The organism is Curtobacterium sp. TC1, from assembly GCF_019844075.1.
In the GTDB taxonomy this organism is placed as follows: Bacteria; Actinomycetota; Actinomycetes; order Actinomycetales; family Microbacteriaceae; genus Curtobacterium.
In genome coordinates this window covers 1,236,183-1,249,712 of the sequence record NZ_CP081964.1, presented here as the reverse complement: position 1 = coordinate 1,249,712, position 13,530 = coordinate 1,236,183, and the positions used below count along the sequence as shown (strand labels likewise).

Genomic DNA, 13,530 nt, shown 5'->3' with positions numbered 1-13,530 from the left:
ATTCTGAGGCGCGCTACTTCTGGTCCTTCGGGCACCAGTAGAGCTTCCGGCCAGCCATGTCGGCCATCCGGATCTCGGTGCCGCACAGCCGGCACGGCTCGCCCTGCCGGTGGTAGACCCAGTGGCGGTCCTTGCGCGAGCGCAGGGCCTTCTTGTGGTCGGCCTCGGACAGGTCGTCCATCGTCATCATCAGGCCGTCACGGACGCCGTCGTGCAGCAGCTTCGACCAGTCCGCCCAGAGCGCCTTCGCCTGCTTGACGGTGATCTTCTTGCCCGGCTTGTACGGGTCGATGCGCTGCCGGAAGAGCAGTTCGGCACGGTAGATGTTGCCGATGCCGGCCACGACCGACTGGTCCATGAGCAGCTGCCCGATGGCGACGTTGCGCTTCCGGACGTTGTCGACGAACACCTTCTCGGCCTCGGGGCCGTCGTCGTTCATCGGGTCGGGGCCGAGCTTGTCGAGGGCGCGCTGCACCTCGGCCGGCGTCTCCACGACGCAGGCGGTCGGGCCGCGCAGGTCGGCGACGGTGTCCTCGGTCAGGATCCGGACGCGCACCTGGCCGACGGGGTCCGGGGGGAAGGACTCGATCGGGTCCTCCGCCTTCTCCTGCTCGGCCATCCGGTACCGGGCCAGCCGCGGTGCGCCGATCGAGCTGAGCGACTCTTCGCGGTCGTCGTCGTCCGACAGTGCCTCGGCGGTCGAGATCACCCCCGCGAAGTCCCACGCGCCGTAGAGGCCGAGGTGGACGCGGAGGAACAGGTCGCCCTCGAACTCGAGGAACATCTGCTTCGCCACCGCCCGGGCAGCGATCATCCGCTTGCCGTCGAGCTGCGCGGCCCCAGCGGCGAACCGCCCCTGCGGACTGGACACCTCGCAGCGTTTGCCGACGAAGTGCCGGGTGAACTGGTTGGCGATTCGGTGGACGGAGTGACCCTCGGGCATGGGACCTGTCTACTCGGCCGAGCCGTCGATCTGCTTGCCGGCGATGTGCCCCGTCTGCTCGTACTCGGCGAGCTGCGCGATGCGGCGGGCGTGACGCTCCTCGCCCGAGAACGGCTCGGCGATGAACAGGTCGACGAAGCGGATCGCTTCGTCCTCGGTGTGCTGGCGGGCACCGATCGAGATGACGTTGGCGTCGTTGTGCTGACGCGCCAGGAGCGCGGTCGACTCGTTCCAGACGAGCGCTGCGCGGACGCCCTCGACCTTGTTCGCGGCGATCTGCTCGCCGTTGCCGGAGCCGCCGAACACGACGCCGAGCGCCTGGACACCGGCGCGCTGGTCCTGCACCACGGCGTGCGCGGCGTTGATGCAGAACGAGGGGTAGTCGTCGAGCGCGTCGTACTCGGTCGGTCCGTGGTCCACGACCTCGTGCCCGGCTTCCGTCAGGTGCGTCGCGAGGGTCTGGTTGAACTCGAGGCCGGCGTGGTCCGTTCCGAGGTGGATGCGCATGGAACCGATCCTATTCCTGCGGCTACTGCCCCCGGACCACCACGACGACGTACCGGGTGGGCCCGTCGCCCGGGTTCCGGTAGACCACGTCGGCGGGGTCGCCGAGCTCGATCCGGTCGCCCGCGGCGAGCCGCGTCGACTCGCTGCCGACGACGAGTTCGAGCACGCCGTCGACCACCCAGATGCAGTGGCGCAGGAACGCGTAGGCGGACGCCGGGTAGGCCACTTCGCGGCCGGCCGGGAGGCGCACCTCGGTGACGTCAGCGGGGAAGGTCGCACTCGAGACCGGACGGCGGCGGTACCCGGTGTCGGGATCGGTCCAGGACTCGGCGGTCGCGCCGCGTTGGATGCCGCGTGCGTCGTCGGGATCGGTCGCCCTGGGGACCTCGTGCTCGAGGGCCTCGTCGAGGAGCTGCGAGATCGTCAGGCCGAAGGCGCCGGAGAGCCGCCCGAGGATCGTCGCGGTGGGGCTGGAGACCCCGCGCTCGACGCGGTTGATCATGGCGCGGGAGACGCCGGACTCCTCGGCGAGCTCGGTGAGGCTCCACTTCCGTTCGGTCCGGAGGCGCTGGAGCCGCTCGCCGAGGGCCCGTTCCGCGAGGCCCGGTTCGTCGTCTACGATGTGAGACATGACGACAGCATATGCGACGAACGGGGTCGTGGTCCGCGACTGCACCCCGGCCGACCTCGACGTCGTGCACGCCCTGCACGTCGACGCCGTGCTGCACTCCACCGCCATCTGGCAAGAGGAGCCGCACCCGCGCGAGTACTTCGACACCTGGCTGGCCGAACGGCAGGGCGACGGGTACCCCGTGCTCGTCGCCGAGGTCGACGGCACCGTGGCCGGGTACGCCACGTACTCGCAGTGGCGGCCGCACCACGGGTACCGCCTGACCGTCGAGCACAGCGTCTACGTGGTCGAGTCGCTCCGCGGCCGGGGCATCGCCTCGACCCTGATGCGGTCCCTCGTCGAGCGGGCGACCGCCGAGGGCCGGCACGTCATGATCGCGGGGATCTGCAGCACGAACACCGGGTCGATCGCCCTGCACGAGAAGCTCGGGTTCAGCACGGTCGCGGTCGTGCCCGAGGTCGGACGCAAGTTCGACCGCTGGCTGGACCTGACGCTCATGCGCCTGCCCCTCGCCTGACGGGACGGACGTGGCGGTGGCGAGCCGCGCCTCCCGTCAGTCGGTGGTGTCGAAGACCGGACCGACGGTGCGCGAGCGCTTGAGCTCGAAGAAGCCGGGGTACTTGGCCACGGCGACGACGCCGTCCCACAGGTCGAGCGCTTCCTGCCCCTTGGGTGCCGGGGAGATGACCGGTCCGAAGAACGCGGTGCCGGCGACCGCGATGACGGGCGTGCCGACGTCCTGTCCGACCCGGTCGATGCCGTCCTGGTGGCTCGCGCGCACGGCGGCGTCGACCTCGTCCGTCCAGGCGTACTCGAGCAGGTCGGCGTCGAGACCGAGCTCGGCGAGCACGGCGGGGACGACCTGGTCGGGGTCCTGCTCCTGGCGGTGGTGGACGTGCTCGCCGAGGGCGTCGTAGAGCGGCTTGACGATGTCCTGGCCGAGCCGGAGCTTCGCCGCCGTGACGATGCGCGGGTACAGCTGCCCCTTGTGGATGCGCTCGCGGTACTCCTCGGGGATGTCCTGGTCCTCGTTGAGGACGAACAGGCTCATCACCTTCCACGTCACGTCGAGGTCGCGGTGCTCGGCGACCTCGCCCACCCAGCGGCTCGTCATCCAGGCCCAGGGGCAGTTCGGGTCGAACCAGAACTCCACGGTGGTTCGTTCGGTCGTCTGTCCGGTCGGGTGTTCCGTCGTCTTGTCCACAGTCGTCTCGCTCACGCTCCGAGCGTACGCGGCGTCGCTAGGCTGGAACCCATCGTCCCGCCGGTGCACGACGCCGTGCCGGGACTCCCCTCGCGGACACGATCGTCCGCGTCCCCAGCGAAGATGGAGCGTTGCGTGCCCGGAGAGAACCTCACCAGAACCGAAGCCCAGGAACGTGCCGGCATCGTCAGCGTGCAGACGTACGACGTCGAGCTCGACCTGACCCGCGGCGCCGAGACCTTCGGCAGCACCACCCGCGTGCGCTTCACCGCGACCGCCGGTGCCTCCACGTTCATCGACGCGATCACGAAGACCGTGCACTCCGTCACCCTGAACGGCACCGCGCTCGACGTCGCCGCGGTGAACGACGGCGTCCGCATCCAGCTCGACGACCTGCAGGAGCAGAACGAGCTCGTGGTCGTCAGCGACGCGCTGTACACGAACACGGGCGAGGGCCTGCACCGCTTCGTCGACCCGGTGGACGACGAGGTGTACCTGTACTCCCAGTTCGAGGTCCCCGACTCGCGCCGTATGTTCGCGGTGTTCGAGCAGCCCGACCTCAAGGCACGGTTCTCCTTCACCGTGACGGCGCCGTCGCGGTGGCAGGTCGTGTCGAACTCGCCCACACCCGAGCCCCACGTCGACGGCGACGTCGCGACCTGGGCCTTCCCGCCCACCGCCACCATCTCGAGCTACATCACGGCGCTCATCGCCGGCCCGTACGAGGTCGTCCGCGACGAACTGACGAGCAGCGACGGCCGCACCATCCCGCTCGGCGTCTTCGCGCGCAAGTCACTGGCCGAGTACCTCGACCCCGAGTACGTGTTCGAGACCACGAAGAAGGGCTTCGCCTACTACGAGGAGAAGTTCGACGTCCCGTACCCGTTCGAGAAGTACGACCAGCTCTTCGTGCCGGAGTTCAACGCCGGCGCGATGGAGAACGCGGGCGCCGTCACGTTCACCGAGACCTACGTCTTCCGCTCGAAGGTGACCGACGCCATCAAGGAGCGTCGGGTCGTCACGATCCTGCACGAGCTCGCGCACATGTGGTTCGGCGACCTCGTCACGATGAAGTGGTGGAACGACCTCTGGCTGAACGAGTCGTTCGCCGAGTGGGCGTCCACGATCGCCACCGCCGAGGCCACCGAGTGGACCGAGGCCTGGACCACGTTCCAGGCGATGGAGAAGTCCTGGGCCTACCGCCAGGACCAGCTCCCCTCGACGCACCCGATCGTCGCGACGATCAACGACCTCGAGGACGTCCAGGTCAACTTCGACGGCATCACCTACGCCAAGGGCGGCTCCGTCCTGAAGCAGCTCGTGGCGTGGGTCGGCATCGACGCGTTCTTCGCGGGTGTCTCGGCCTACTTCAAGAAGCACCACCACTCGAACACCGAGCTGCGTGACCTGCTCGTCGAGCTCGAGGCCACCAGCGGCCGTGACCTGTCCGAGTGGTCGAAGCTCTGGCTCGAGACCGCCGGGGTCAACACGCTCCGCCCGGAGATCGAGGTCGACGCGTCCGGCGCGATCACCGCGTTCGCCGTCCTGCAGGAAGCGCCGGCCGACCACCCGACGCTCCGCCCGCACCGCCTCGCCATCGGCGTCTACGCGTTCGGGACGGACGACTCCGCGCCGTTCGGTGCCGACACCGCGTCGTCCGGCGGCAAGCTCGAGCGCGTGCACCGTGTCGAGATCGACGTCGACGGCGCACGCACCGAGGTCCCCGAGCTCGTCGGTGTGCAGCGCGGCGACCTCGTGCTCCTCAACGACGACGACCTGGCCTACGCCAAGATCCGTCTCGACGAGCAGTCCCGCACGACGGCGATCGAGCACCTCGCGGCCATCGCGAACCCGCTCGCCCGCTCGATCGTCTGGGGTGCGATGTGGGACGCCACGCGCGACGCCGAGTCGCCCGCCAGCGACTACGTCCGGCTCGCGCTCGGCAACATCGCGACCGAGTCCGAGTCGACGACCATCCGCACGACCCTGTCGCAGCTGCTCCTGACGACGCGCAACTACGTGGCACCGTCGAAGGTCGACGCCACGGTCCGCACGGTGGGCGACACCCTCTGGCAGCTCGCGGCCTCGGCCGAGGCCGGTTCGGACGCGCAGTTCCAGTTCGTGAAGTTCTTCGCGCAGATCGCGTCGACGCCCGAGCACGTCGCCACCCTGCAGGGGCTGCGCGACGGATCGGTCACGCTGCAGGGCCTCGAGATCGACACCGACCTGCGCTGGGAGCTGCTCGAGGGCCTCGTCCTCGCCGGTGCCGCCTCCGACGCCGAGGTCGACGCCGAACTCGCGGCGGACAAGACCGCGTCGGGTGAGCAGGCCGCGGCCCGCGCCCGTGCGACGATCCCCACCGCCGAGGGCAAGCTCGCGGCCTTCGCGTCGCTCGTCGACTCGTCCGAGCTGCCGAACGCGATCGTGCGGCAGACCACGGTCGGGTTCCAGCACGTGAACAGCCCCGTCGTGCTCGAAGGCCTCGTACCGAAGTACTTCGAGGTGCTCACGCGCATCTGGGCCGAGCGCAGCTACCACATGGCCGACACGATCGTCTCGGGCCTGTACCCGGCGCCGCTCGCGTCCGCCGAGCTCCGCGACGCCGCGCACGCGTGGCTCGAGGCGCACCCGGAGACCCCGGCGCTGCGGCGCATCGTCTCCGAGAGCGTCGCGGGCACGGAGCGTGCGCTCCGGGTGCAGGCGGCGGACGTCTGAGCCTGAATTCGCTGAACCGCTGATCGGCGGGGTCGGGGCGTTCCTCCAGGGACGCCAAGACCCCGCCGTTAGCATCGATCGGATATGACCTTGGCTGCAGAGACCTCCGACGTCCCCAAGTGGGCATCCAACGCGTTCACCCAGTTCGTCGACGCCTGGCACATCCCGATCACGATCGTGATCACGATCATCGCGGCGATCATCCTGCGCGTGATCCTCCGCCGCATGATCAAGCAGATCGTCGACCGCGTCGTGAACGGCGTGAAGAAGCGTCAGGGTGCCGAGGACACGCAGGCCCTCATCGCTTCGCCGGTCCAGACGGCGCGTGTGGTGCAGCGGACCCGCACCCTGGGCAGTGTGCTCGAGAACCTCGCGACGGTGATCGTCGTGGTGGTGGCCCTGGCGATCATCATCCCCGTGGCGATCCCGAACGCCGCAGTCGGCATCGTCGGTGGCGCTTCGCTCGTCGCCGCGGGCCTCGCCGTCGGCGCGCAGTCGATCGTGAAGGACCTGCTGTCCGGCATCTTCATGATCCTCGAGGACCAGGCCGGCGTCGGGGACGTCGTCGACACCGGACAGGCCACGGGCGTGGTCGAGAACGTCGGGCTGCGCGTCATGCAGGTGCGTGACGTCAACGGCATCCTGTGGTTCGTGCCGAACGGCCAGATCCTGCGCGTCGGCAACCTGTCGCAGGGCTGGTCACGGGTCCTCGTCGACATCACGGTCCCCTACGACACCGACATCGACGCCGTGCAGGACGCCCTGCTCGCGGCCGCGGTCACCATGTCGCAGGAGCCCCGCTGGCGCCAGCGCATCGTCGAGAAGCCCGAGATCTGGGGGCTGCAGTCGATCTCCGAGGACGGCATGGTCTTCCGGCTCGTCGTGAAGACCCGCGCATCCGAGCTCGACGTCGTCGGACGCGAACTCCGCGCCCGCTTGAAGCACGCCGTCGACGGCCTCGGCATCACCCTTCCCGCGATGGCGATGATCATGCCCGAGGGCTGGGAGAACGCGACCTCGATCAACGGGCTGCGATCCGTCCAGACCCGGCCCACCCCGGCACCGACCAAGCCGCGCCGCACCAAGCGCAACGTGCTCGGGCAGCCGATCCGCACCGACGACCAGCACGACGGTGGGAAGGACCCCCGGTGACCGATCTCACTCCCCCGAGCAACGGCCCCGGCAAGCCCGGTGTGACTGGCGGCCTCGGCGTGCCCGGCGGGGCTGGCAGCCTCGGCGTGCCCGGCGGGGCTGGCAGCCTCGGCGTGCCCGGCGGGGCTGGCGGCCTCGGCGTGCCCGGCGGGGCTGGCAGCCTCGGCGTGCCCGGCGGGGCTGGCGGCCTCGGCGTGCCCGGCGTCCCGGCGCAGCCGATCACGCTGCGGGTCGGCGAGCACGGGGTCTCGGCCACCGGCTCGCTCTTCGACCGCATCGGCGGCGCTCCGACCTTCGACCGGCTCGTCCGCCGCTTCTACGAGGGCGTGCAGCACGACGAGGTCATCTGGCCGATGTACCCGGCCGACGACCTCGAGGGCGCGATCTGGCGCCTGTCGGCCTTCCTGCAGCAGTACTGGGGCGGGCCGGGCACCTACAGCGAACAGCGCGGACACCCCCGGCTGCGCATGCGGCACAACCCGTTCCGCATCACGTCCGAGGCCCGCGAGCGGTGGTTGCACCACATGCGTGAGGCCGTCGAGTCACTCGAGCTCGCGCCCCTGGACGAGGCCGAGCTCTGGGCGTACCTCGACCGCACCGCGCACGCCATGACGAACACCTTCGACTGACCCCTGCCGTCGGCGCCTGGGTCCCGCCTGCCGGCAGGTCCTGACTGCCGTTCAGGTTCCAAAATCTGCACATCTCGGCGGCCTCTCGCGCCGTTCGTGGAACCTTGACGAACGGTGCACGGCGTGTTGTGGAACCTCGGCGGCGCTGAAGCCGTCGTCGAGGGCCGCTGGTCGTCCTCAGCGCACGTACGAGCCGGTGGCGAGGTCCTGGACGAGGGACGGGTGCGTCGGGTTCCAGCCGTACGCGGCGCGGGCATGTGCACCGGAAGCCTCCTGGTGCAGGAGCAGGGCATCGGCGAACGCCGCGCCGAGTCGCTCACGCGAGGCGTCGACGCTCTCGGGGACGACCGGAGCGCCGTGCGCCCCCGCTTCGGCGAGCTCGCGCACCGTGGGGTTGTCCCCGGTGGCGGCGACGATGTATCCGTCCTGCTCGGCCCGCTCCAGCGCCAGGACGTAGAGCTCGCCGAGGTCGTCGACGTGCACCGTGGTCCAGCGCTGCGAGCCGTCGCCGACCAGGGCGACCGGCTGCGTGCCGTCGCTGACGAACATCGCGGGGATCCCCGCACTGCGCCCGTACACGATGCCCGGGGCGACGATCGTGGTCCGCGCGTCGCTCGCCCGGACGGCTGCCTCGTTCGCCGTGCGCCACGACGTCAGCTCGGGCGGGTCGATCGGGGACTGCTCGGAGATGTCCGTCGAGTTGCCGAAGGTGAAGATGCCGCCCGTGTGCACGAACGGCTTCGGGGTGCCGGAGTACGCGCGGAGGACCGTCGCCACGAAGTCGGGGTCGACATCGGGAGCGGACGCGGTGTGGACGACGCCGTCGGTCTCGTGCAGCAGCCGTTCGACGACCTCGGTGTCGGTGACGTCCTCGACGAGGGCGTGCCCGCCGGCGTCACGGACGCGCTGCGCCTTCTCGTCGGAGCGCACGATGGCGGTCACCTGGTGCCCGTGGGCGACGAGGGCGCGGAGGACGGAGGAACCGATGTAGCCGGACGCGCCGGTGAGGAAGACGTGCATGCCGCCAGCCAACCACCCGGGCAGGACGCGACGCTCGCTACGGGTTCAGGGTCCAGGCGCGGCGCTTGACGAGGACGTGCCCGCGCGACGTCGTCAGACGGCTCCACGGACCCGTCTCGAACAGTCGGACGGGATCGTGACCGAGGAAGCCGAGGCTCTCCCCCGCGAAGCCTGCGCCAGCGGGCAGGTGCTCGATGCCCGGCACCGGACGGCCCCAGACCTCGGAGCGCACCTTGCGGATGATCGCCTCGCCCGCGTTGGTCGGGACGGCGTCGGCGACCTCGGCGATGCCGTCGCGGGTGGCGCGGCGCAGCAGCTCCGGCGAGATGTCGGGCAGCGGCACCCACCCACCACGAGGCGGTGAGATCGCTGCCCAGGTCACGGTGTGGACCTCGTGCGGGAGCTCGACCTCGATCGGGGTGGCCCGCGTCGGGTCCGCACCGTCGGCGTGCTCGGCGTCCTGTTCTTCGGCGAGGAGTCGCAGCCGCTCGAGCAGGGACTGCAGCGGCACGACGGCGTCGATCGTCGCGGGCTCGGTGAGCGAGAACGTCCGGAGTCCGAGGACCGTCGGCAGCTCGTCGAGGAGCCCGAGCGGGTAGAGGATCGCCGTGTAGACCGCGAGGACGCCGGAGTCGGCGATGAACCGGACCGAGCCGTCCTCGATCCGAGCGGCACGTCCGAGGTACGTGCGGAGGTCCCCGAGGGAGGCGGCGTCGGGAAGCGTGAACGAGGTGCCCATGTCGCACCGATCCTACCGGCGCACCCTGTGTTCGTAGACTGCACCTCGTGAACGGCGAACCCGACTTCCTGCGGACACTCCGACTCGAGGACACCGGTGCGAGCACGGGTGAGACGATCCTCACCGGCGCGAACCACTGGTCCCCCGGCGGGCGGGTGTTCGGCGGCCAGGTGCTCGCCCAGTGCATCGTCGCCGCGCAGGCCACCATCGAGGGGCGCGACATCCACTCGATGCACGGGTACTTCCTGCGCCCCGGTGACATCGACGTGCCGATCACCTTCGGCGTCGAACGCATCCACGACGGACGGTCGTTCGCGACCCGGCGGGTGCAGGCCTACCAGCGCGGCGTCCCGATCTTCTCGATGATCGCGTCGTTCCAGGTGCCGGACACCGGGGTCGAGCACCAGGACCCGTACCCGGTCGACACCCCGGCACCGGAGTCGCTGCCGTCGGCCGCGTCGATCCTGTCCGCCATCGACCACCCCGTCGCCAAGGCCTGGGCCGAGCGGTCGATCGACCTCCGGCACGTCGAGGGCCCGGTGTTCGTCGACGTGCAGGGCGAACACGTCCCGCACCAGGCGGTCTGGTTCCGCGTGCAGGGCGACCTGCCCGATGACCCGGCCCTGCACCGCGCGGTCCTCGGGTACGCCAGCGACCTGTCGATCCTCGAACCGATCATGCGGCGGCACGGTGTCGCCTGGGGCACACCCGGCGTGAAGAGCGCCAGCCTGGACCACGCGATGTGGTGGCACCGCGACGGTCGGGCCGACGAGTGGATCCTGTACACGCAGGAGTCCCCCAGCGCGCAGGGCGGCCGGGGGCTCGCGTTCGGTCGGATGTTCTCCCGCGACGGCCGCCTGCTGGCGACCGTCGCGCAGGAGGGCATGATGCGGGTGCCTACGGGCGGCTGAACTCCACCGGGGCCTCGAGGTACGGCTCGCACGCCGCACGCTCGGCCTCGGTCAGCCGCCGAGGCCGGTTCGTGGCGGCGTCCACCATGACGAGCGCCGTCGTCGCCCGGGTGTAGAGCTCGGCCGGCTGCTGCCCGACCGGCGACCAGACCTCGTACGACACGTCGATGCTCGCTCCACCGAGGCGTCCGATCCACATCTGGATGTCGAGCGGCTGGCGGAGGTACGGGATCGACGCGAGGTACTCGAGACGCTGTCCGGCGATCACCGTCATCGTGCCGGAGCCCGGCCGACCGTCGATGATCGGCTCGGGCAGGCTGCCGTCATCCGTCAGCTCGCCCGCATCCGGCCCCCAGAACCCCACGATGCGCGCCTCTTCGAGCAGGCGCAGCATCGCGGAGTTGTTGACGTGACCGTAGGCGTCGATGTCGCTCCACCGCATGCGGATGGGAGCGTGCAGTCTCGCCACGCGGGTCAGTCGCGGGTGAGCTTGCGGTACGTCGCGCGACCGGGCTTCGCGGCGTCGGCACCGAGGCGCTCGATCTTGTTCTCCTCGTACGCCTCGAAGTTGCCCTCGAACCAGTACCAGTTCGGCGTGCCGTCCTCGTTGAGGCCTTCCCACGCCAGGATGTGCGTCGCGATGCGGTCGAGGAACCACCGGTCGTGGGTGATGACCACGGCGCAACCGGGGTACTCGAGCAGGGCGTTCTCGAGGCTGCCGAGGGTCTCGACGTCCAGGTCGTTCGTCGGCTCGTCGAGGAGCAGCAGGTTGCCGCCCTGCTTGAGGGTCAGCGCGAGGTTCAGACGGTTGCGCTCACCACCCGACAGGATTCCGGCCCGCTTCTGCTGGTCCGGGCCCTTGAACCCGAACTGCGAGACGTACGCGCGGGACGGGATCTCGGTCTTGCCGACCTGGATGTAGTCGAGCCCGTCGGACACGACCTCCCACAGGTTCTTGTTCGGGTCGATGCCGCCACGGCTCTGGTCGACGTAGGAGATGTCGACCGTGTCGCCGATCTTCAGCGTGCCGCCGTCGAGGGGCTCGAGGCCGACGATCGTCTTGAACAGCGTCGTCTTGCCGACACCGTTCGGGCCGATGACGCCGACGATGCCGTTGCGGGGCAGCGTGAAGGACAGGTCGCCGATGATGACGCGCTCACCGAACTGCTTGTGCAGCTTCTCGGCGTCGATGACCTGCGAGCCCAGACGCGGGCCCACGGGGATCACGATCTCCTCGAAGTCGAGCTTGCGGGTGCGCTCGGCCTCGGTGACCATCTCTTCGTACCGGGCGAGACGGGCCTTCGACTTCGCCTGACGGCCCTTGGTGTTGCTGCGGACCCAGTCGAGCTCCGAGGACAGGCGCTTCGCGAGCTTCGCGTCCTTCTTGCCCTGCACCTCGAGGCGCGCACGCTTCTTCTCGAGGTACGTCGAGTAGTTGCCCTCGTACGGGTAGAGGCGACCACGGTCGACCTCGGCGATCCACTGGGCCACGTGGTCCAGGAAGTACCGGTCGTGGGTCACGGCGAGGACGGCACCGTGGTACTGCTGCAGGTGCTGCTCGAGCCACTGCACGCTCTCGGCGTCCAGGTGGTTGGTGGGTTCGTCGAGCAGGAGCAGGTCGGGCTTCTGGAGCAGGAGCTTGCACAGCGCGACGCGACGCTTCTCACCGCCGGAGAGGTGCGTGACGAGTTCGTCCCCCGGGGGGCACTGGAGCGCGGCCATGGCCTGCTCGAGCTGCGAGTCGAGGTCCCACGCGTCGGCGGCGTCGATCTCCTCCTGCAGCGTGCCCATCTCGGCGAGGAGCGCGTCGAAGTCGGCGTCGGGCTCGGCCATCAGCGCGGAGATCTCGTTGAAGCGGGCGAGCTTCGCGTGGATCTCGCCGACGCCTTCCTGGACGTTCTCGAGCACGGTCTTCGTCTCGTCGAGCTCCGGCTCCTGCATGAGGATGCCGACGGTGAAGCCCGGCGTGAGCTTCGCCTCACCGTTCGACGGCTGGTCGAGACCGGCCATGATCTTCAGGATCGTCGACTTGCCGGCACCGTTCGGTCCCACGACGCCGATCTTGGCGCCGGGGAGGAACGACATCGTGACGTCGTCGAGGATCAGCTTGTCGCCGACCGCCTTGCGGGCGCGGACCATCTGGTAGATGTACTCAGCCATATCGGCCCCAAGTGTAGTGACACCGCCGGTGCGTCGCGCGCCCGGAACCGGATCGCCGCTTCGCGCACCCGACCGGACGGGGGTCTGTCGGGATCCGTGGCGACGACGTAGGTTGTCCTCGCCAACCACCTCGGGGCCCGTCGCTCACCACGACGCGGACCGGCTCAGGATCACGGACGGGATGACAACCATGACCAGGCACGCCACACGACTGCGCCGACTCGCGCTCCCCTTCGTCGGAGCGATCGCGCTCACCGTCGCCCTCGTCGCTCCGGCCGCGCCGGCTTCGGCCGCCGGAGCCGTCCCGAAGGGCGACCCCTACCTGCTCTACACGGCGAGCATCAGCGCCAGCGGGTCCGGCACGGGGTACTCGTCGTACATCAACGTCCACGACGCCCACAACAACGCCTACTCGTTCGGCATCCAGTCGGACAAGGGGTCCCCCGAGAGCAAGGGCAAGCCGCGCTACATCTGGGAGCGCGTGCAGAACGGCAAGTTCACCTACGGCTACCTCGGTCCGGCGACGAACAAGCTCACGCCGATCGGGATGCGCTGGTACAAGAACGACGTCGCGACGATGATCGTGAACCACAAGACGATCGGCACCCTCAAGCTCAACCTGGACGGCCGGCTGTTCTTCAACGCCGAGGCGAACGCCCGCCTGAACGGTGACGTCGTGCACTCGACCGTGCAGAACACGCGCATCACCGTCGGCGACCGCAAGGGCCAGATCGGGCTGAACGGCAAGTGGGACACGAGCTTCTCGTTCCACGGGCTGAAGGCGACGCAGACGAACAAGCCACGGATCCAGGGCGCGAGCTTCAAGATCGACGGCCGGGTCGCCGGGCTGCCGCGCGGTGGGAACTGGGACACCGAGCAGGTGTCCGGCATCGCGATGATCGCGCAGAAGTGGTGACCG

Annotated in this window: 14 protein-coding genes; 6 read left to right on the top strand and 8 right to left on the bottom strand. The window is 69.7% G+C overall.

Annotated features, from left to right (window positions below):
- Window positions 1-13 precede the first annotated feature (13 nt).
- From KZI27_RS07030 to KZI27_RS07020, 3 genes are read right to left on the bottom strand one after another with little or no spacing between them, the layout of a single operon-like run.
- Window positions 14-943, bottom strand: coding sequence for an Fpg/Nei family DNA glycosylase (locus KZI27_RS07030; RefSeq protein ID WP_222660174.1), 930 nt, complete (start codon window positions 941-943; stop codon window positions 14-16).
- Between the two features lie 9 nt (window positions 944-952).
- A complete protein-coding gene (locus KZI27_RS07025; protein WP_123293994.1) occupies window positions 953-1,450 on the bottom strand; it encodes a ribose-5-phosphate isomerase in 498 nt (165 codons plus the stop codon).
- A 22-nt stretch (window positions 1,451-1,472) separates the two neighbouring features.
- A complete protein-coding gene (locus KZI27_RS07020) occupies window positions 1,473-2,081 on the bottom strand; it encodes a helix-turn-helix domain-containing protein (RefSeq protein WP_222660172.1) in 609 nt (202 codons plus the stop codon).
- On the opposite strand from KZI27_RS07020, the gene KZI27_RS07015 reads away from it, so the two are divergent.
- Entirely contained in the window at window positions 2,080-2,598 is a 519-nt protein-coding gene (locus tag KZI27_RS07015; protein WP_261784140.1) for a GNAT family N-acetyltransferase, read from the top strand. The genes KZI27_RS07020 and KZI27_RS07015 overlap by 2 nt on opposite strands.
- 36 nt (window positions 2,599-2,634) lie before the next feature.
- On the opposite strand, the gene KZI27_RS07010 is transcribed toward KZI27_RS07015, so the two are convergent.
- Window positions 2,635-3,195, bottom strand: a complete 561-nt coding sequence (locus tag KZI27_RS07010; protein ID WP_410004029.1) for a disulfide bond formation protein DsbA — start codon at window positions 3,193-3,195, stop codon at window positions 2,635-2,637.
- 225 nt (window positions 3,196-3,420) lie between these two features.
- Here KZI27_RS07010 and pepN point away from each other — a divergent pair, with 225 nt between their 5' ends.
- From pepN to KZI27_RS20360, 3 genes are all read left to right on the top strand, one after another.
- Entirely contained in the window at window positions 3,421-6,000 is a 2,580-nt protein-coding gene (gene pepN / locus KZI27_RS07005) for an aminopeptidase N (RefSeq protein WP_222660167.1), read from the top strand.
- An 84-nt stretch (window positions 6,001-6,084) separates the two neighbouring features.
- Entirely contained in the window at window positions 6,085-7,152 is a 1,068-nt protein-coding gene (locus KZI27_RS07000; protein WP_222660165.1) for a mechanosensitive ion channel family protein, read from the top strand.
- Window positions 7,149-7,781, top strand: coding sequence for a globin (locus KZI27_RS20360; RefSeq protein ID WP_315971211.1), 633 nt, complete (start codon window positions 7,149-7,151; stop codon window positions 7,779-7,781). The genes KZI27_RS07000 and KZI27_RS20360 overlap by 4 nt, the downstream gene beginning before the upstream one ends.
- 177 nt (window positions 7,782-7,958) lie before the next feature.
- Here the strand turns inward: KZI27_RS20360 and KZI27_RS06990 are convergent, their stop codons facing one another.
- Both KZI27_RS06990 and KZI27_RS06985 read right to left on the bottom strand, forming a co-directional pair.
- Window positions 7,959-8,801 carry an NAD-dependent epimerase/dehydratase family protein gene (locus KZI27_RS06990; RefSeq protein ID WP_222660163.1) on the bottom strand — a complete coding sequence of 281 codons (843 nt, stop codon included), beginning with the start codon at window positions 8,799-8,801 and terminating at the stop codon, window positions 7,959-7,961.
- Between the two features lie 37 nt (window positions 8,802-8,838).
- Entirely contained in the window at window positions 8,839-9,540 is a 702-nt protein-coding gene (locus tag KZI27_RS06985) for a hypothetical protein (RefSeq protein ID WP_123313433.1), read from the bottom strand.
- Window positions 9,541-9,587: 47 nt separating this feature from the next.
- On the opposite strand from KZI27_RS06985, the gene KZI27_RS06980 reads away from it, so the two are divergent.
- Window positions 9,588-10,451 carry an acyl-CoA thioesterase gene (locus KZI27_RS06980; protein WP_222660161.1) on the top strand — a complete coding sequence of 288 codons (864 nt, stop codon included), beginning with the start codon at window positions 9,588-9,590 and terminating at the stop codon, window positions 10,449-10,451.
- On the opposite strand, the gene KZI27_RS06975 is transcribed toward KZI27_RS06980, so the two are convergent.
- Window positions 10,438-10,893 carry an acyl-CoA thioesterase gene (locus KZI27_RS06975; protein WP_222660160.1) on the bottom strand — a complete coding sequence of 152 codons (456 nt, stop codon included), beginning with the start codon at window positions 10,891-10,893 and terminating at the stop codon, window positions 10,438-10,440. The genes KZI27_RS06980 and KZI27_RS06975 overlap by 14 nt on opposite strands.
- A 32-nt stretch (window positions 10,894-10,925) precedes the next feature.
- On the bottom strand, window positions 10,926-12,611 hold the full coding sequence (gene ettA, locus KZI27_RS06970; RefSeq protein ID WP_111086790.1) for an energy-dependent translational throttle protein EttA: 1,686 nt from the start codon (window positions 12,609-12,611) through the stop codon (window positions 10,926-10,928).
- A gap of 190 nt (window positions 12,612-12,801) precedes the next feature.
- Here ettA and KZI27_RS06965 point away from each other — a divergent pair, with 190 nt between their 5' ends.
- Window positions 12,802-13,527 carry a hypothetical protein gene (locus KZI27_RS06965; RefSeq protein WP_123313430.1) on the top strand — a complete coding sequence of 242 codons (726 nt, stop codon included), beginning with the start codon at window positions 12,802-12,804 and terminating at the stop codon, window positions 13,525-13,527.
- The last annotated feature ends 3 nt before the right edge of the window (window positions 13,528-13,530 follow it).

Coding starts and splice junctions, on each gene's coding strand:
- KZI27_RS07015 (WP_261784140.1), top strand. CDS start 2,080: ATGACGACAGCATATGCGACGAACGGGGTCGTGGTCCGCGACTGCACC.
- KZI27_RS06990 (WP_222660163.1), bottom strand. CDS start 8,801: ATGCACGTCTTCCTCACCGGCGCGTCCGGCTACATCGGTTCCTCCGTC.
- KZI27_RS06975 (WP_222660160.1), bottom strand. CDS start 10,893: ATGCGGTGGAGCGACATCGACGCCTACGGTCACGTCAACAACTCCGCG.
- KZI27_RS07000 (WP_222660165.1), top strand. CDS start 6,085: ATGACCTTGGCTGCAGAGACCTCCGACGTCCCCAAGTGGGCATCCAAC.
- KZI27_RS07010 (WP_410004029.1), bottom strand. CDS start 3,195: ATGACGAGCCGCTGGGTGGGCGAGGTCGCCGAGCACCGCGACCTCGAC.
- ettA (WP_111086790.1), bottom strand. CDS start 12,611: ATGGCTGAGTACATCTACCAGATGGTCCGCGCCCGCAAGGCGGTCGGC.
- KZI27_RS07025 (WP_123293994.1), bottom strand. CDS start 1,450: ATGCGCATCCACCTCGGAACGGACCACGCCGGCCTCGAGTTCAACCAG.
- KZI27_RS06985 (WP_123313433.1), bottom strand. CDS start 9,540: ATGGGCACCTCGTTCACGCTTCCCGACGCCGCCTCCCTCGGGGACCTC.
- KZI27_RS07020 (WP_222660172.1), bottom strand. CDS start 2,081: ATGTCTCACATCGTAGACGACGAACCGGGCCTCGCGGAACGGGCCCTC.
- KZI27_RS06965 (WP_123313430.1), top strand. CDS start 12,802: ATGACCAGGCACGCCACACGACTGCGCCGACTCGCGCTCCCCTTCGTC.
- KZI27_RS07030 (WP_222660174.1), bottom strand. CDS start 943: ATGCCCGAGGGTCACTCCGTCCACCGAATCGCCAACCAGTTCACCCGG.